Below are 18,709 nucleotides of genomic sequence, written 5' to 3' on the forward strand. Positions count from 1 at the left end.
TTATACCGCATAGCTATGGGCCACTTTATTTCACTTTATTCTACAACTCGCCAAAAATGATGCTCCGGCAGCAAAGAGACCTCAGGCCATATGGCCTGAGGTCTCTTTGAACGCATTATAGAGGCGATTTAACATATAGCCGATCGGAATATGGGTAGGGAAATATTGAAAAGGGGAATATAAGTTTGATTGATAGGGGGAGTTCGTGAACTAAAGATTTGGAGCTGGTCGAACGGGTGGAATCGTTGTTTTTCGTGGGAAGTGGACTGATCAGGTGGTGTTACCTTTTGGGTCCTTCTTAATTTATCTAATGTGCCTGGGTGTTAGTCCTGAGCCAGGACAACCAGCCAGTCCTCGGGAGAGAAGGTGATGGACTGATTCTTGGGTGGGTTGACCTGAAGATCATACGTGTGCTGGCCGTTGGATCCGGTGAGGCTGCGTTTAAAGCCGATGAAGACTTCATGGCGCAGGCTGACCAGCTGGGTCACGGTATAGAGGTTGATGGGCTTGCCGGGTTCCAGATAGCTGGAGGCTGGTTTGAGGTAGATCTCGGATCCGTCGGAGTCGAGGAGTTCCGTGAAGATCGGATTCAGGTCACGGTTCTCCGAGACCTGAGCCATGATAAGTCCGGTGATGTTGCTGCTGATGACGAAGTCGTTGACATCGGTGACTTGAGCCAGTTCCTGATTGCGGACATCGAGCATTTCGCTGGTAATGCTGAAGCGGTGATTGAAGCTTTTCTCGAGGTCGCGGATCTGAAGAAGTATGGTCAGGGTCTTGGCATCGGCCTGATCGGGTGTCAGGTCGGAGTCACTCAGGAGCAGGATGTGTTCGATATCCTGGGACAGGAGCTGTTCCAGGTTGGAACGGTCGGTGATGTCCATTTCGATGCATTCAATGACCAGGTGGTGAAAAGGGTGGTCTTTCAGGAACGCCGGACTGACACCGTTTCGGCGTTTGCCGGCGATGGTGACCTGGGAATTCTCGGGGAGGAATTCATCCAGTTCTTTCATGATATCCAGGAGGATCTCGCTGTGACCAAGAATCAGGAGCTTGCCGGCCGAAGCCATGCGGTATCTGGTCACGGATTCGGGATCACTGATCTGGGCAATCTGGGGAAGGTCATCACTGAGCTGAGCGAAGTGATCATCTTCCGCGATGAGGATCAGTTGGTCCTGTTTTTCGATCTTCGTGCGGGGATCCGGGTTGATCAGAGTGGAGCCGTTTCTTGAAATGCCGATGACGGTGGAATCCGAGAAGGCCAGCTGAGCTTTCAGAAAGGACAGTCCTTCCAGCTGGGGGAAGGATTCAATGTAGATCTCATCCCCGGAGAAATTGAACAGTTCCATATAGACGGAGGACAGTCCAGGCTGATAGCAGGTATGAGCCATGATCTGAGAGATGATGAGCTTGAAGTGGAGGATATCCGCATAGCCCTGACCGGCAATGCGGGCCACACTCAGGTTGACCGATTCCTTGATGGAGGCGGCTATGTGGATCTTACGGACATTGGGGTATTCCTTGAGTATGGTCTCCTGGTTCAGGTAGCTCGACACAGCAAGCAGAGTCCGAATGACTTCATGATCCTCATCCAGATTCACAATGATGGACTTGCAGGTCTCGATGGAGCATCGTTCCAGGTCGGTCCGGGAGGTCGGATCCCCGCTGCGGCAGATGATACGCGTCGTTTTGGCGGCGGGGATCCGACGCTGGATCTGATCCTCCATGTCCAGCTTGTCTGCATTGCCCAGGATGACGATGCAGCCGGATTTCTGATTGGATTGGGCAATCTGAAGTTCCCGGATCATGGGGAAGACGGACTGATTGAATCCCAGGATTACCGTGTGGTTCTGCTCGATGATCGTGGCATTGCCGCGCTGTAGCTTTTCAATGCGCGAGGATAAACCGGTATTCAGGATGGAGATCAGGGTACTGGTGATAAAGATGCCGCCCACGGTACTGATGGCAGCAATGATGATGAGACCAAGACTTCCCTCGACACTGGCCAGGTTGCCCGGATCCAGAGTCAGGGTGAATGATTTCCAGACGGCATACAGCACAGAGCCATTGGCCCAGGCTCTCTCCACAATAATGACAATGATTCCTGCCAGTACCACCAGGAAGAGTGTAATGATGGATAAGAACAGAATCAGGGAAGTGGTTCCGCGGGACATGATCAGATCCAGTTGATAACTCAGACGTTCTTTCAAACTTCGTTTCTTCATTCCAATATCCACTCCAGACACTTCAAAATGTATTCCTTTACATTTTTATTATACTCGAGGGAGTCCATTTATTTTACACATTCAACGAATAAAATCCCTGAATTAATACGAATCTGAAATACAGAAATAACTGAAAAAGGCATTTGCTGTCGACAGTGGTGTCACCTTCCTAGCATCAAGGCGTTAAGGTATACGAACTGAAGAGATTAAGGCCTAAAGACCCATAGACTTTAAAAGGCTAAGACGTAAAGAGGCTAAGCCGTTAAGACAATCGAGCGAAGGATTGCAAATCAAAGAAGAATGAGAAGGACTTTGAGCCGCAGGATGATGTGGGGAGTAATGGTAGATCGGGGCAAGGCATACTCGAGCGAATGCTCACAATTCAATAAAACAGGACTAGTCCCTCAGGCGCTGCCTGGGGGACTAGTCCTGTATGAAATGTTAAGTTACGGCAGCATGGAGTTGACGGTGACGAAGATGTATCCTCTGTCTCTGAGCTGGCGGAGAATGCTTGGCAGGGCGTCAATGACTTTGGTGTGGGAGGGGTGGAGAAGGAGAATGCCATTGTTGGAAGCTCCTGCGACAGCCCGGGAGATAATCTCTGAGGTGGAGGTGGTGCTCATGTAGTCATCGGTGTCGATGGACCACATGACCATGTACTTGAAGCCGACTTCTCCAGCGATGCGTTCTACTCGCGAGCTGGTAGCACCATACGGTGGCCGGATCAGGTAGGAGGTCGTGCCTACCGTTTCTTTGATAATCTCACGGGAGCGGGTCAGCTGGTAACGAACCGAGGAATCACTGAGATCGGTGAGGTCTGGGTGACTGACAGTATGGGATTCCATCTTATGGCCTCGGCTGACGATTTTTCGAGCCGTCACGGGGTGGGACAGGATCCAGTTGCCGGTAAAGAAGAAGGTGCTTTTGGCATTGTAGTTATCCAGAATCGTCAGGACTCGATCCACCTGGCTGGCGGTAGCTCCGTCATCAAAAGTAATGGCGATCCGTCGCCCGGAGTAGCTGGTTACGCCCTTGAAGATCTTTCTTAAGGTGGTGGGTTCTGTGCTGGGAGCTGTTTTGCTTAGATAGGTGGTACTGGCATACCCATTTGTTCCGCTGTAGCTTAATTTCGCCCAGCCGTTGGAGATGCTGTAGACTGTGACAGCTGCTCCCTTTGGCATGGTCAGGATAATGGAGTAATTGGTACTTGGACCAGTACGAAGGTTCAGCGCAGCCGTGGTGTAATAACGGGTTCCGGTGGGTGAAGCCAGATAAGCGGAGTAAACATATCCGGTGGTATCCTTGTACGTTACTTTGGACCACCCATTGGAGGTGGAGAGAACACTGACCGTAGATCCCTTCGGGATCGTCAGAATGATGGAATAGCTGGTACCGGGACCTGTCCGAAGATTCAGATTCACCGTAGTTACTTTGTTTTCCGCGGCATATGCTGTCTGGCCACCTACAGGGCGAAGAAACTTCATATTCAAATTCTCAGCAAGGGATCCCAACCCAAATTGAAGCAGAAGTACCAGAACAACAATGAGCAGTCGTCTCGATGTATGTTTCATCTTGTTACCTCCTTGTATCGATATGATCGATGAGATTAGTGCCTCCAGGCTGAAGCACTCAGTGATGTGAAATCAGTAAACATAATATGGGATCAGAAAGTTCGGTTTTTGATCTTGTTGTTCAATGTGTCTTCACGATTTCCTTTCCCTTCAGAGTAAAGCCTGATTGATTGTGCAGCTGGCAGGTTGAAGTATTTCCATTGTCGGCAATAAACCTGATATAGCTTGGATCCGTCAAGTGCGAACCAATAGTGTGGGGATGAGCCATCGCGTAATGACAGTAAAACTTTTTAGTTACTTCATTGAACAAAATCGCTACGCGATAGTTCTTTGTTACAAATTTATACTTATGCCTCTTGGTTTGACAGAGGTTTGTTCGTGCAAAAAAAACAAATAGTAGCTACACCTCCATTTATGGTTTATTGTGGATTCACTACAAACAACAAATAACCAAAGGAGAGCAACTACTATTTGCACGCCTATGTTACCATATTTTAGCCACCACAACAACACAACTTTTTTAATCTGCCCATCCAGGTCTCCACCCAAGGCGCTGATGCCCAATGCATTACTGCGCTTTTTGAAAGGAGTACCTCGATGGATCAATTTATTTTAGAATCTTATTTCTCTCAAATGGAACATTATCTCGAACTCAGAGATCTCTCATCAAATACCAAAAAAAGTTATCGATCCTTCCTCAAATCTTATCTCGAGTGGCTTGACTCCATGGGCATCCAGCCCAAGGACGCATCCTACGAAAATATCAGGACCTACATCCTCTACTTGAAGAAGACAAAGAAGCTTTCCAACCACAGCATCAATGCCCATACCTCTCAAATACGATTTTTCAGGCTCTATCTCCTGAAGCAACCGTGGGATCGGTACGAAGTTCCCGCCATGACGATCAAGTCTTACCTTCCAGAGGTTCTTTCGGTGGATGAGACCATGGCGTTTATCAACTCTATCACTGACCTGCGACTGAAAGCCTGCGTTGCATTACTGTATTCCTCTGGACTCCGGTTGTCTGAGCTTTGTCATTTGCGCTTTGAAGATATCCATTGCCAGGATGGCCGAATCTTTATACGGGCTTCGAAAAACCGGTCCGAGCGGTATGCCACGCTATCTAAAAAAGCGGTACTCATCCTAACAAAGTATTATTATCAATATGGGCGACCCAGGGGATGGCTTTTCCCCAACAAAAAAGGGGATGGATCAGTGAAGAGCGCTTTTTTCGGACGTCTCATTTCTCTCCATCTGAAAAGCCTTAACTGGAGCAAGCATGTGACCGCTCACTCATTTCGCCACGCATTTGCCACTCATCTCTATGAGAGTGGGACAGATCTTCTTACCATCCAGAAACTGCTGGGACACAAATCCATAAACAGCACCACCATATACATCCATCTGGCAAGAACCGGGCCTGTCAACTTCACAAATCCCTTTGATGGTGGTTTGTAATGCACAAAATCCAGCAGGTCTTTGATCAGGGTTACCTTGGTTATCTGGAACAATACGGAATGAACTATGAGTCGAACAAAGTGGCAGAGGCGATCATGAGCTGCAAGACACCGGCTATGGGCGGTAACCAGACCATTTGCCAGGACTGCGGCAAAACCCATTTCCACTACAATTCCTGCAGAAATCGCCATTGCCCCTGCTGCCAATCCCTGAAAAAGGAAAAATGGATCGATGCCCAAAAGGCAGATGTCATTGATGCTCCTTATTTCCACGCGGTCTTCACCGTGCCCGAAGAGTTGAACCCACTGATCTATGCCAACAAACGGGCACTCTACAACCTCCTGTACAGCGCCAGCTCGGAAACTCTGATGGATCTGGCCCGCGACAAAAAGTTTTTAGGTGCGGACATCGGCTTCATCAGTGTCCTTCATACCTGGGGCAGCAACCTGTCGTTTCATCCACATATTCACGCGATCGTTCTGGGCGGTGGTCTCACCGATGCCGGTCGATTCGTGACTTCAGGCAAGAAATTTCTCTTTCCCATTAAGGTTGTTTCAAAGCTCTTTCGAGGCAAATTCCTGGACGGTCTTAAAAAACTCTCACTTAAAAAGACTCTGGCTTTCCCTGGTGAACTGAGCCTGCTCCAATTTCCTCGCGAATTCAACCAATTCCTGACGAAGCTTTATGCCAAAGAATGGATTCCCTACCTCAAAGAACCGTTCAAATCCGCGGACCAGGTGATTGAGTATTTGGGCCGATATACGCATCGTATCGCCATCAGCAACTCCAGGATCCTTGAGGTCGGCGACAAATCGGTTACTTTTGGGGTGAAGGACTACAAAACCGGTACGAAAAAAACGCTCACTCTTGGGCATGAGGAATTTATCCGAAGATTCCTCATGCATGTTCTTCCAAAGGGATTCGTCAAAATCCGGCATTACGGATCTGACGGGAGTTGAACTTCTCAACTGCTTATACGGGATCGACGTCAATTGTTGCAGGCATTGGGGAAGTTCAAACATCCGGCGACAAAGTCTCGCCAATGTTAAAAGGATCAAATGACCAAGGGCCCCGATGCAAAAAAAGCTCCACCCAGGTGGGGCTGCGAAGCATCCCCTTTTTTTCCAACGATGTTCCAATTCCAAAGTTTTAGAGAGTGGAGACAGCTCTTTTGCCTGATCCACGAGGCGGTGGGTTTGATTGAATCCCCATAGCAGGATCCAGTTCACGCGATTGTGTCCAATAGGAAAAATTGCTTCGGGTCATCAATGCTTCACTGCATTTGATGGCTTTTTATTTTCCCCGAATCAATTCTTTTCTAAGGAAACACTGATTATTTGAGGTTAACGTTTCCCAGTTCGGTCATTATGTTGTTTTTTTGCTCATGGGAGCACAAAAATGCTGGATTTTAGTGCGATTTCAGCCCGTTTTGTGGGCTAACCCCCAATTTTGGGCGCACTTATCCCATGCAGAATTCTTTCGTTCGTTTTGCACGAATACAATTCAACAAATTGGCGCTGGCAAACAAGATGTTGAATCTATTCAAATTTTTGCTGATCCCCCGATAAACTACTTTGGCATAACCAAAGAACCGTTTGACGATCAAAAATGGGTGCTCCACTTTGCTTCGAACGGATGATTTGCGTTGTTCAATTGCCCGGTCCCACTGGATCCCGGGATAGTTCTTATTGGTCTTGATCTTGGAAGGGCGAACATTGCTGCGAAATTCAATAGTAGATAAGTGCGGATCCTCGGTGAATTCTTTTCTTGACTCGACTCCATTATAGCCGGAATCTCCGTAAGCTACTTCATCATCGGGACGAATCAGTTTGTGTGTCTCGTTTATGTCATGGACATTGGCCGCAGTCCCTGTGACTGTATGGACATACCCACTGCCGGCGCAAACTCCGGTATGAACCTTCATCCCAAAGTACCACTGATTGCCTTTCTTTGTCTGGTGCATCTCAGGGTCTCGTTCTCCCGTCTGGTTCTTGGTAGAACTGGGGGCTGCAATAATGGTGGCATCCACGATGGTGCCGCCATGCATCATTAGTCCGGCAGATTCCAAGCGTCTGGTGACATCATGAAAGATCTTCTCCCCCAAGAGATGGCTTTCCATTAAATGGCGAAAGTGAAGAAGCGTGGTTGCGTCAGGCACTTGCTGCGAGATGAAGTCCAGCCGCATGAATTTGCGCATGGCATAACTGTCATAGATGGCGTCTTCCATTGCAACATCGGAGAGGTTAAACCAATTTTGCATCAGGTACATCCGAAGCATTGTTTCAATTTCGATGGGCTTTCTGCCGCGTTTTCCCTGAGGATAGTAGGGGCGAATCATCTCGACCCAATCTTTCCAGGGAATGATAGTTTCCATAGAATCAAGAAACTCTTCTCTCTTTGTAGTCTTGCGGCGATGTGCGTATTCAAAATCACTGAAAGTCTGCTGCTTCATAAGAAAAACCTCGCTGGTAACGTAATACTTAAATTATATCGTGAGAGCGTTCCTCAGAGTTACAGAAAACAGAATTAATCAGCGTTTCCCTAACTAATTATACGCAATAAAGATTTCATCAAAATGTCAAGATTGAATGCAATCCATGAATAATATTTGAACTAACTAGAGACTGCTGAATGGGTCCGGAACATAGTGTTCAAGCCACTTTTAACTGGTTTCTGGTATAATAAAGTTATAAGTTTTCATTAAATTTCAGCATTTTTGGGGTCAATCACAAAAACTGTGGGATTTTCCCAAGTTGACATGGAGCCTCTGTCGGCGTGGTTCCGCCAGCCTTGCCGCTAGGCTGCATAAATGCTGGGCTAGTCGGCCAGTCAGGCTACCACGTCGACCTCTCCGTGTAAACAGGGAAAATCATAATCCCACAAAAAAAGTGATTGAGCCCATTTTTGCTCGTATTCAGGAGATTTTTATGGGTTTTAAGAAGAGAAATCGTCAAATTTCGGTGTTTGAATACCCAAGTGGTTTCCATGGGGTCAGCATTGATCCCTCCAATCGATGGGTGAAATTATCCCATCAAATGCCCTGGGATCTCATCGAAGAAATCTATGCCACTAAGTTCAATGGGCCTCGTGGCAACCGGGCATACTCATCCAGACTGGCCTTTGGCGCTCTTTTTCTCAAACAAGCCTTGAATGTCTCTGATGCGGATTTGATTGAGCTGGTTCGTGAAAATCCATATCTTCAGTTTTTCCTTGGATTCGAAGAATTCTCAAGTGAATTGCCCTTTGATACCAGCTTGATGTCTTACTTCAGGCAACGCTTTACAGCTGCAGAAATTTGCCAAATCAATGAAGCCATTATTGCTCAGAATCCCTTAAAGAAACCATCGTCCAATGATGATAGTGATGATGATTCGAGCGGCGGCCATTCGGGGGAAAGCGATCCCCAAGACTCTGAGTCAAGCACTTCTTCGGTCAATGACTTGGTACAGACAAACAGCGGTACGTTGATCCTGGATGCTACCTGTGTTCCACAAGACATCCACTTCCCGACGGATATCCGCCTCCTGTATGAGGCGGTCTGTTCAGCCATGCGTCATCTAGAAATAACACGAGGAAAACCCATTACCAAAACTCAGAAGTCATTGTTGAATCATGCCAGACAGGCTTATTTGAGCATCTCCAAATCGAAAAAAAATACTCCAGCCCAGTTCCGAGAAAAACAGGGTATTCTCTTGAGATTGCTGAAACGCTGCCTGGGATACTTTGACTCACCAGCCATGAACAAACCCATCAGCCCAAAGACGATGGATGCACTCAAGACACTGTCTTTGATTCATGATCAGCAGTTTGAGATGTGTAAGTTAAAAATTAACCGGATCGAACGTCGAATTGTCAGTGTGTCCCAGCACTGGGTAAGGCCTATCAAGCGGGGCAAGTCATCCGTCAACACCGAGTTTGGTTCGAAAATTGCCCTCTCAACGGTGGATGGGTATGTGCGAATGGAGTATTTTTCGTTTGAAAACTTCAATGAAGCCCTGACCTTGCAAGAGAGTGCTGAGCGTTACAAAGAAAGAACAGGATCATATCCTGAAAGGATCCTGGCAGATAAGATATATCGAAACAAAGCTAACCTGGCATTCTGCAAAAGCAAGAATATCCGAATGAACGGTCCGGCACTTGGCAGACCCCCAAAGGATCCTCAGGTGCGCCAGCAGCAGCGAGCAGCAGAGGTCCAGGAGGCTGGCGATCGCAATATGGTGGAAGCCAAAATCGGAGAAAGCAAACGGAAGTATGGTCTAGACAGAATTATGGAGAGAACACAGCAAGCCACTGAGGTGATGATCTGTGTTAGTTTTGTTGTGATGAATTCCTTCCGCAACCTGAGGAAGCAGCGTGCTTCTTTTTTTGACAAAAACCAAGTCTTCAATTTCTACATATCTTTCGAGGTTTATGCAATTGCTTCCTGAAAAGTAGCGATTATTCATAACCCTCTAACTACAATTCTGAATGGTGGCTCGTTGATTACTGATAATCAAAGTAGACGAGTTGTTATTCCCAAAGGACATCTGAGATGAGGCAGATTTTATGGTCAAGGTAATGAGATACAGCCCAATGCAGAGAAAATGGCTTTAGTCGGTAAGTAAAAAAGTGCATTGATGAGAATGTGCAGCAGTAATGACTTCAAGGATCTGGGGATGTGTAAAGGAACTAATCAATTTAACACTACATCAAAAAACAAGTAGTAAAAAAAAGCTGAAATTGAGTAATTGGTCAAAAAATGTCTTGTCAAGATGTTAGTATAATTCAGATAGAAGAAAATTATCACTCAATATTGACGGAATGATAATTCCAATCGTGATTTAGATAATACTGAACAAAATTTAAATTTGATTGGATGTAAAAAGAAAAACAGGAACTGAAAAAGATTAATATTTTATTTTCCAAAATGGTTCTCTAGGTAATTCATAAACCATTAATATGTTATAATGATAAAGTTACTAAATGGTTAACGAAATTTTATCGTTTATTTACGTAATATATAACTATTGGAGGCGACTTAATTGTTTGAGTTTGATCGATCAATATTTGTATGGAATTTTTTTAGACTTCATATTTGTCTCTACGCTAATTCAACGGGGCATTCATTTTTGGAACATCTTATGAAGAACACGATCCAACATCATTTATTCAGTTGATCAAAGTGCCGGTAGAATCCATAGATATAAAAACAGAGGTAAGGGATTCAAAGGCATCAATTGACATTCATTCAATTATCTATCCTTATTTAAATCTCACAACTAAACACAATAGAAAAAAGCTGCTCATGAACTCGTTAAACTTAGGGTTTTGTACGGCTTATTTATTTTGCTGTATAAACTAAGTATCGAGCCAAATAATCGGATTGATCAAGAGAGAAATGAACTTAAATCTGATTACATTCGGATATTAGCCAAAAGTGTATCTATCGAATGGTATTCACTATGAATTGAAAAATCATATCAATAATAAAGAATTTCGATGGTGATTTCTATACTTTTCTGGATTCCACGAAGCATGCTCAAGAAGCAAGCATTTGAAAATATGATGAATAACGACTGGGCTGATAGTGGTTGCTTAGAGTTCATAATTTGTTAGTTTCTGGGAAGATATTGTAAAAAAATAAGGAGTGGACTGATGTAATGAAAAAAATTCCTTTTACAGCTTATAAAATAGTTAACATGCTATTAGTATTAATTCCGTTTATAATATGTTGGTTTTTTTATTATGAATCACGAACGATAGCATCTCATTCGAAGCAAGTTAGCGCTTTAATCATTTTATCTTTTTTCTTCATCAGTTATTATTTTTACCAGAAATTGGATTGCTTTCGGGTTTCAATTCTTCAAATTAGGGACATTATCTTCGGCCAGATTATAGCTGTTTCAATATCCGACGGTATAATGTACATCTTGATCTGGATGCTTTCCATTCACTTGCCAAATATAATTCCTGGATCTATCACTTGGGTGGTCCAATGCATTATTGCAGCGATTTGGTCGGTTTTTATGCACAAAGCATATTTTGCAACACACAAACCTCTAAAAACTATCGTAATCTATGACGAGCGAACAGGCATGGAAAACCTGATACATACTTACGGTCTTGAAAAAAGATTCGACATTAGGAAAGTTTATGCTGTAGAAGATATCATTAATGATTTGATGAAAATTAATGGGATGGAAGCAGTATTCTTATGTGGGATACGATCCTCTCAAAGGAATATTATATTAAAATATTGTACCTATAAGGGAATAAAATTACTTATGATTCCAAGAATATCGGATGTCATATTGCGCGGCTCGGAACAAATCCATATGCTCCATATGCCTATTCTGAAACATGAGAGATACGCACCGTCTACGGAATACTTAGTCTTTAAGCGAATTTCGGATGTGTTTTTGTCAGGAATAGCATTAGTTGTTCTCTCTCCAGTATTTGCTTTAACTGCAATTGCGGTTAAAGCAGATGGTGGTCCGGCATTTTATAAGCAGAAGCGCCTAACAAAGAACGGTAAAATTTTTGAAATCTTAAAGTTTAGAAGCATGAACGTAGACGCGGAAAAATACTGTGGCGCAGTCCTTTCATCCGGAGAAAATGATCCTCGTATTACAAAAGTTGGAAGAATAATCAGGGCCTGTCGTTTGGATGAGCTTCCCCAACTAATTAATATTCTGAAAGGGGATATGAGCATAGTTGGTCCTCGACCAGAACGACCTGAGATACAGGCAAACATAGAAAAAACAGTACCTGAATTTGGACTAAGGTTGCAAACAAAAGCAGGACTCACTGGTTATGCTCAAGTCTATGGTAAGTACAATACAACTTTTTACGATAAATTACTGATGGACTTAATGTATATATCAAATCCGAGTATTCTTGAAGATTTAACAATTATTCTAGCTACAATAAAGATTCTCACGAATAAGGATAGTACTGAAGGAATTAGTTCAAATTCTGATATTAAATATCGTGGTAAGTACGTATCCAAAAAGAATTTCGCTTCAGAGTAATATGTTTGTTTGATTAAATGTGCGAATATAAATGCTTTAGTAAATTATTGTCCGCTATAAACCAAGCAGAAGTGTTTGGAAATATGTCAAAGGATTGGCTAGAAAAGAAAAAATAGATTGGCAAGTCATGAGAATAGACGAGGGAGACAAAAAGATGATGCTTGTTACGATCATCAGTGTGGCGTTCAATAGCGAGAAGACTATCGCCAAGACAATAGAGTCGGTATTGAACCAGACATATGAGAATATTGAGTACATCATCGTTGATGGGGTGAGTAAAGATAACACTGTAAAGGTGGTTTCAGAGTTTCAACATCTATTCGATGCGAAGAAAGGTCGTAGCCTTAAAATTATATCTGAACCTGATAAGGGAATGTATGATGCACTCAACAAGGGTGCCAGAATGGCACATGGTGAACTGATTGGACAGATCAACACTGACGACTGGTACGAGTCTGATGCTGTCGAGAACATGGTGAAGTTATACGTGAAAGAGAAGTATAATGTAGCCTGGGGAAGCATTAGGATGTGTGGAAAAAAGACTTGGATCAAACACGCCAAGATCGGGAAGCTGTGGACCACAGCTGGCTGGTGCCATCCGGGAATGTTCAGCCGGAAGGAAACGTTGTTAGAGTTCCCTTATGCACTGGAAAGCATGTATGACGACTTTGATTATATTACCGCCGTGCATCAGGCTGGGCGAAAAATCGTCACTATCGATAAGATTGTCAGTAATTTCGCCTTTGGCGATGGTGGCATGAGCACCAAGAAGAGTCTGAAAGAAGTTAAGAAGAGGGTTGATATTACTTATGGAATTTATCAGAAATATGGGATGAGTAAATTTTACTGGTGTTATAGATGGGCGTTTGAACTCGTGAAATATGTAGTGGGGTAATATAAAAAATGAATGATATTACAGCAATTATATTAACAAAAAATGAAGAATTAAATATTGTTGCATGCATAGATACAATCAAGGCATGGGTTGATCGTATTGTTGTAGTTGACAGTGGAAGTACTGATAATACTGTAGAGCTCGCAAAAGCAGCTGGTGCTGATATTTTCTATCATGAGTGGAAGCATTATGCGGATCAGTTTAATTGGGCATTGGATAATGTTAGCATTGAAACCAAGTGGGTTTATAGAATTGATGCTGATGAAAGAGTACCAAAAGAACTTGCAGAGGAAATCATCAGTGAAATGAGGAATCACGATAATGATGATATTAATGGGTTTTTAATGAATCATACATTGTATTTCCTTGGGCGTTTTTTAAAGCACGGTGGTTCAAACTTGCAAAAGATTACCGTGTTTAAACATGGAATGGGCGATTTTGAAGATCGAGCCATGGGTGAACATATTGTTCTGAAACAAGGAACAACCATCATTTTAAAAAACTATTGTTTACACTATGACTGCAAAAGCTTGAACGCATACATAGATAAACATAATTCTTACGCGACAAGAGAAGTTTTTGATTATTATGAACGTCGAAGAAAACTTAATGAACAGGCTTACTTATACGAATTAGCAGAGAAAACCAAGAAACTGAGAGATGGCGTTTACTACAGACTTCCTAAGTTTTTTAGAGCAAGGCTCTATTATTGGTACCGCTATTATGGACAGATGGGTTTTTTGGATGGGAAACCTGGAAAGATTTACTGTTATATCCAAGCATATATGTATCGTTACATTATTGATGCAAAGATATATGAGTACGAGGTAAGAGAAGGGAAATGAAGGTAAACGTAGGGTTCTTTTGGGCTTAATTTCTAAAAATAATTAATAGACCGTCCCAAAGCGTATGACTTCGGCCACCAGGTAGCAGTTCACCGCGTCAGTCTTCTGTTGACGGATGTGGAAGTTTCGAAGACTGTCGGATTGGATCGGATTGATCACGTTAGCCAGCCAGTATTGGCCGGTGGCTTCCATCCCAATGCAGAAGATTTCATCCTGCGGGAGACGATCCTGATTCAGCTGAATGGGCTTTTCGAAGCCCTCCTGGGTGTTTGTGAAGCGCAGAGACTTGCCCACATGGTTGCCATCCTCCCTGATGAAGCCTGCCTTATGTTGTTCTTGCCGGTGTCAATGCCAAGATAGCACATATAATACATCTCTGACCAAGATATACAGGGTGAACCATCACGCTCTGGCGGCTCACAACCTCCTTGGACAGACGGAGAAGACCCTAAAGTCTCAACATCCAGCTCATTCGTGAACTGCCCCAAGAGTTGAGGCGCTACTCTCATTTACGAGTAAGAACCTTAAAGGAAGCCGCGGCTACACTCACACTGGATGCTTATATTATGGCAGTTAATTACAGTTACGAAAACCAATTAACTACTATAACCTTATTAAAGGAGGGAGAAAAAGTTGAATGAAACCAAACCGATATTAATAATGGTTCCTACAAACATTAAATATGCGCCATATTACATGAATTATATTAATACGCTTAATAGACTAAATGTACCATACGTTACAATATCTTGGAATAAAGGTGGATTGCAGGAGGAGGTTGATGAGGCGCTAAATTTTACAGTTGAGGACACAGAAAAAGTTCGGAAATTATGGGGATATTTGATATTTGCAAAAATGTGCAAAAAGTACATTCGTAAAAACAAATTAGAAAAATTGATTGTACTAACTGCTGCTCCAAGTTTCTTTTTAGGGATAGTTTTTTTAAAAAAATATAGATTTTTGCTGGATATTCGAGATGACTCACCTTTTATTAGACTTTTTCCCAATTATTTCAAGAAAATTTGCTCGGCAGCTGAAAATGTTATTGTATCATCACCGAAATTTAATGCATGGACGGGAAGAACTAACATTCTATGTCATAATGCAGATGTTCATCAAATTATGAAATATATTGATGATCTTCCTTCAGGTAGGTTTCAGTCGCCATGTCGCATTGTTAGTGCGGGAATGCTTGCCGAACCAAACATTAATATAAAGCTATTGGAAGCTTTAAATAGAGAAAAATTCCATTTGAGTTATATAGGTAAGGAGAATGAAGAAAAGCGATATCTAAAAAATTATGTTTTTGAAAATAAATGTAATAATATTACTTTCAAAGGAGCGTATAACAAAAGTGATATTGTAGAAATATATAGAACAAGTGCTGACATTGTGAATATAATTCGTCGAAGAATGGAGATAAATAAAAACGCCTTACCGAATAAACTTTATGATTCTGTTATCGCAGGGATTCCTTTTATAGTTCTGAAACATAATGAAGCAATTGCAGAATGGGCTGACGAGTTCTATATAGGTATGACCATTTCTGAAGAAGATTTTTATACAATAAATCTTGTTCTAGAGGAGAAAATAAAACTATTCGATTTTGAGCTATATAGTAAAGGTAGAAGGAAATTTCTTCACAAAGTATTGGCAGATATGAAGACATTTGAAGATTGCATTCAAGTTTTTTCTAGATTGAAGAGGGTATGAAATGAAAAGAGTTTGCATAGTGTCAGAGTTCTACCCATATGAAGGAGAACCATTATTCACATTTGTGCAGCAACTGGCTCATTCATTATCGAAAGAGGATATCGAATGTGCAGTGGTTGCTCCCCAGAGTGTAACAAAGAATATTGTTCGAAGAAGGCGTAACAAGCCAATTAAAATAGTTGATAAATCGCTGGAAGGCAAAATTATAAAAGTTATTAGACCTAAAATAATGACCTTTTCCAATACCAAAAGTCAGTTATTGCAGAAATTAGCAGATTCAATAATGATGACAGGAATTCGTAAGGGTGTTGAGATGGCAGGACCTGTAGATGCCATTTATTGCTATTTTTGGCATGTAGGTTTAATGACTGCTATGGCATTAAAAGATAAAACCACGCCAATTTACGTACAAGCAAGCGAGTGCGATTTAACAATTCATGACTATATGATTACTGCTGAAAATTTAAATAGAATAACAGGTGTTGTATGTGCATCAGGAAAGAATAGAATTGAAACAATAGAGGCGCAACTTGCTCCAACTGAAAAAATGATTACCATTGTAAATGGGTATCGATCAGAAGCGTTTTATCCTATGGATAAAAAAGATGCAAGAAAAACATTGGGTATGCCTGAAGATGCATTTATAGTAAGTTTTGTGGGTGGGTTCATTGAAAGAAAAGGAATCAGGCAGTTAACTAGTGTTTTGGACAGTGCAAAAGACGTTTATTCTATTTTTGTTGGCCATGGAGAAGAGCCGCCTAAGTGTAAAAATCTATTGTACTCAGGACTGGTTGAACATAATAAAATAGTTACATTTTTGAATGCAGCTGATATATTTGTTCTACCTACAAGAGCTGAAGGATGTTGTAATGCGATAATTGAAGCTTTGGCCTGTGGGTTACCGGTCATATCATCCAACAAATCATTTAATGATGAAATATTAAATGACTCATGTTCAATAAGGATTAATGAACAGAATAAAAATGAACTTTATCAAGCAATAATGCTTTTGAAAAATAATAAGGAACTTAGATTACGCATGTCAGAAGCAGCTTTAAATAAAGCTAAAGAACTTACAATAGAACGCAGGGCAAATGCTATAAAAAAATATATATTTCCCATTTAAATATGATTATCTTAGATGAAATATTATGGAAAACGAAATATAAAGTAAAAAATAAAATTTATTTTATATGTTTGTTTTTTTTAGAAAAAAATTTAATCATTCAATCTGATCTTATGATGGATAAGAATCTACCTTACGCTATCTAATTAAGTATAAATCATTTAATGTTCCGAAATTACATCGAAAATATTTATTGATGTCACTTTGCTAGGTATTATATTTATTAAATCTTGACCATGACAGTTGAAAGGGATCACCAAGTGAATCACCCTTACTCAACAGATAACTATCCAAATGAATGAAAGTAATTGTTTAGCACTGGGCAGATGAAAAAAAGTTTGGATAATGTGGGGACGTAGGAGGCGACAATGAGTAGTACAAATAAGCAACACAAGATTGGATCAGCCACTTTGTATATTTTATTATCATTTTTTTTTATCTATGCTTTTTGGTATCAAAACGCATATTCAGAAATTAGACTAGCTTTTCCAGTGCTGGGAGTACTAATTTTAATACTTTCATGCATGAATCTTCATAAATCATTTAACTACTATAATCCCTTATGGTTAATTATTTTTTTTATAATTATATCATCAATGAACAGTTTATTGTTTGGGAAATTTCCTTCCCTTACAACTAAATATGTTTTTAATATTATTGAATATTTGATACCTATGTTTGGTATTTATGTTTATGTGGATGGGAAAATTGATAAATTACGTAAGATTCTATGGATTCTCTCTGTTGCTATTACACTAGTTGCATTGTGGAGTCTTATTGACGGGAAAATAACAAGTACTGGAGCGATTGCACTTGGAGATTTAAATGTTAACGTTGAATCAAGCTATTTCGCGGTAGCAGTGGTATCAAATGTTGTACTATTTGGATCTGGAAAAGCTACATTATGGAAAAAATCAATAATCATTACTTCTACCTTGTTGTGTGCAAAAGCTCAAATAGATTCTGCCTCAAGAAGAGGATTTCTCATACTAGCCTTTCTGCTGATGGCTGGCATTATTTCCTACATTCATATTAAATACAAAAAAAAACCTTTAGTCAGGGGTCTTTTTTTCATCTCTATGGTACTCACAGTCACAGTTGCAATATATCTATTAGCTGACGTTTTCCTCACTACAACATTATTTCAGAGGTTTTTGAGTGGTGGTGAAGAAGGAGGTGATACTGGTAGAAAAATTTTAATGGGTCTGGCATTTGATTATTTTTTAGATTCACCTATTGTTGGTGCGGGGTTTGGTGCTATAGAAGGTAGAATTGGTGTTTATAGCCATTCAATGTATTTTGAATTACTTGGATGTACAGGCATTATTGGTTTTGGCATTTTTATCACTATGCTTTTAAGATGCGCAAAGTGTTTTTATTGTAATGCATCAGCATTAAGTTATTTACCTGAAGACCTGATTATTACGTCAAGGGGTTTCCTACTTCTTGTAATCTCAGTTTTAATCAGTGGATATGCAGTTGTATATATATACGATATGTATTTTTACATAATTCTTGGTCTAGTATTTTCGATGCAAAGAATTTTGAAAGAGGAAAGAGAAAGAAATTATTCAAAAGGAAATATTTCGATGATGACTTCTAAGAGTAGGTGAGTAATAGGATGTATGAAATGAAAAAAGGAAAAAAACTAGTAGGCTATATTCTCTTTTATGGTATCGCTCGTCATTTGCCGGCGGCTCATTGCAAGTTTCAAATGTTTGGAATATTCGCAAAAAAACTACGCGAGCTATGCGGGAGACTAATGTTAGAAAAATGCGGATATAATGTTAATATATATAATAAATCTACCTTTTCAATGCGATGTGAGTTGGGAAATAACTCAGACATTGGCTACAAAGCTGAGAT

12 protein-coding genes and 1 pseudogene are annotated in these 18,709 nt (G+C 41.3%); 9 read left to right on the top strand and 4 right to left on the bottom strand.

The window, feature by feature from the left end; genetic code table 11:
- Nucleotides 1-323: 323 nt before the first annotated feature.
- Nucleotides 324-2,225: a hypothetical protein gene (locus tag NQU17_04555; GenBank protein ID UUM12837.1), complete on the bottom strand. Its 1,902-nt coding sequence runs from the start codon at nucleotides 2,223-2,225 to the stop codon at nucleotides 324-326.
- Between the two features lie 446 nt (nucleotides 2,226-2,671).
- Complete coding sequence (locus NQU17_04560) at nucleotides 2,672-3,796, bottom strand: polysaccharide deacetylase family protein (protein UUM12838.1); 1,125 nt, start codon at nucleotides 3,794-3,796, stop codon at nucleotides 2,672-2,674.
- A gap of 597 nt (nucleotides 3,797-4,393) precedes the next feature.
- Here NQU17_04560 and NQU17_04565 point away from each other — a divergent pair.
- Nucleotides 4,394-5,254, top strand: a complete 861-nt coding sequence (locus NQU17_04565; protein ID UUM12839.1) for a tyrosine-type recombinase/integrase — start codon at nucleotides 4,394-4,396, stop codon at nucleotides 5,252-5,254.
- The gene (locus tag NQU17_04570; protein ID UUM12840.1) at nucleotides 5,254-6,213 is read left to right on the top strand and encodes an IS91 family transposase; all 960 of its coding nucleotides are present in this window, start codon (nucleotides 5,254-5,256) and stop codon (nucleotides 6,211-6,213) included. Before NQU17_04565 ends, NQU17_04570 begins: the two co-directional genes overlap by 1 nt.
- 500 nt (nucleotides 6,214-6,713) lie before the next feature.
- On the opposite strand, the gene NQU17_04575 is transcribed toward NQU17_04570, so the two are convergent.
- Nucleotides 6,714-7,706 (bottom strand): IS5 family transposase, encoded by a 993-nt coding sequence (locus NQU17_04575; GenBank protein UUM12841.1) that lies wholly within the window; start codon nucleotides 7,704-7,706, stop codon nucleotides 6,714-6,716.
- A gap of 475 nt (nucleotides 7,707-8,181) precedes the next feature.
- Between NQU17_04575 and NQU17_04580 the strand changes: the two genes are divergently transcribed.
- The 4 genes from NQU17_04580 to NQU17_04595 all read left to right on the top strand — a co-directional run bounded on the left by NQU17_04580 (nucleotide 8,182) and on the right by NQU17_04595 (nucleotide 14,004).
- The gene (locus NQU17_04580; GenBank protein UUM12842.1) at nucleotides 8,182-9,681 is read left to right on the top strand and encodes an IS5 family transposase; all 1,500 of its coding nucleotides are present in this window, start codon (nucleotides 8,182-8,184) and stop codon (nucleotides 9,679-9,681) included.
- A gap of 1,212 nt (nucleotides 9,682-10,893) precedes the next feature.
- Entirely contained in the window at nucleotides 10,894-12,264 is a 1,371-nt protein-coding gene (locus tag NQU17_04585; GenBank protein ID UUM12843.1) for a sugar transferase, read from the top strand.
- Nucleotides 12,265-12,358: 94 nt separating this feature from the next.
- The gene (locus NQU17_04590) at nucleotides 12,359-13,159 is read left to right on the top strand and encodes a glycosyltransferase (GenBank protein UUM12844.1); all 801 of its coding nucleotides are present in this window, start codon (nucleotides 12,359-12,361) and stop codon (nucleotides 13,157-13,159) included.
- Between the two features lie 8 nt (nucleotides 13,160-13,167).
- The gene (locus NQU17_04595; protein UUM12845.1) at nucleotides 13,168-14,004 is read left to right on the top strand and encodes a glycosyltransferase family 2 protein; all 837 of its coding nucleotides are present in this window, start codon (nucleotides 13,168-13,170) and stop codon (nucleotides 14,002-14,004) included.
- A 42-nt stretch (nucleotides 14,005-14,046) separates the two neighbouring features.
- On the opposite strand, the pseudogene NQU17_04600 reads toward NQU17_04595, so the two are convergent.
- Nucleotides 14,047-14,328 (bottom strand): annotated as a pseudogene (locus NQU17_04600) (IS110 family transposase).
- A gap of 309 nt (nucleotides 14,329-14,637) precedes the next feature.
- Here NQU17_04600 and NQU17_04605 point away from each other — a divergent pair.
- The 3 genes from NQU17_04605 (at nucleotide 14,638) to NQU17_04615 (ending at nucleotide 18,456) form a co-directional block, all read left to right on the top strand.
- Entirely contained in the window at nucleotides 14,638-15,717 is a 1,080-nt protein-coding gene (locus NQU17_04605; GenBank protein ID UUM12846.1) for a hypothetical protein, read from the top strand.
- 1 nt (nucleotide 15,718) lies between these two features.
- Entirely contained in the window at nucleotides 15,719-16,843 is a 1,125-nt protein-coding gene (locus tag NQU17_04610) for a glycosyltransferase family 4 protein (GenBank protein UUM12847.1), read from the top strand.
- Between the two features lie 368 nt (nucleotides 16,844-17,211).
- Nucleotides 17,212-18,456, top strand: coding sequence for an O-antigen ligase family protein (locus NQU17_04615; GenBank protein UUM12848.1), 1,245 nt, complete (start codon nucleotides 17,212-17,214; stop codon nucleotides 18,454-18,456).
- The last annotated feature ends 253 nt before the right edge of the window (nucleotides 18,457-18,709 follow it).

It is taken from the genome of Clostridiaceae bacterium HFYG-1003 (genome assembly GCA_024579835.1).
Taxonomy (GTDB): domain Bacteria; phylum Bacillota; class Clostridia; order Clostridiales; family Clostridiaceae; genus JG1575.

Excerpts from the sequence above, each read along its gene's own strand:
- NQU17_04555 (UUM12837.1), bottom strand. The coding sequence starts at position 2,225 with ATGAAGAAACGAAGTTTGAAAGAACGTCTGAGTTATCAACTGGATCTG.
- NQU17_04560 (UUM12838.1), bottom strand. The coding sequence starts at position 3,796 with ATGAAACATACATCGAGACGACTGCTCATTGTTGTTCTGGTACTTCTG.
- NQU17_04565 (UUM12839.1), top strand. The coding sequence starts at position 4,394 with ATGGATCAATTTATTTTAGAATCTTATTTCTCTCAAATGGAACATTAT.
- NQU17_04570 (UUM12840.1), top strand. The coding sequence starts at position 5,254 with ATGCACAAAATCCAGCAGGTCTTTGATCAGGGTTACCTTGGTTATCTG.
- NQU17_04575 (UUM12841.1), bottom strand. The coding sequence starts at position 7,706 with ATGAAGCAGCAGACTTTCAGTGATTTTGAATACGCACATCGCCGCAAG.
- NQU17_04580 (UUM12842.1), top strand. The coding sequence starts at position 8,182 with ATGGGTTTTAAGAAGAGAAATCGTCAAATTTCGGTGTTTGAATACCCA.
- NQU17_04585 (UUM12843.1), top strand. The coding sequence starts at position 10,894 with ATGAAAAAAATTCCTTTTACAGCTTATAAAATAGTTAACATGCTATTA.
- NQU17_04595 (UUM12845.1), top strand. The coding sequence starts at position 13,168 with ATGAATGATATTACAGCAATTATATTAACAAAAAATGAAGAATTAAAT.
- NQU17_04610 (UUM12847.1), top strand. The coding sequence starts at position 15,719 with ATGAAAAGAGTTTGCATAGTGTCAGAGTTCTACCCATATGAAGGAGAA.
- NQU17_04615 (UUM12848.1), top strand. The coding sequence starts at position 17,212 with ATGAGTAGTACAAATAAGCAACACAAGATTGGATCAGCCACTTTGTAT.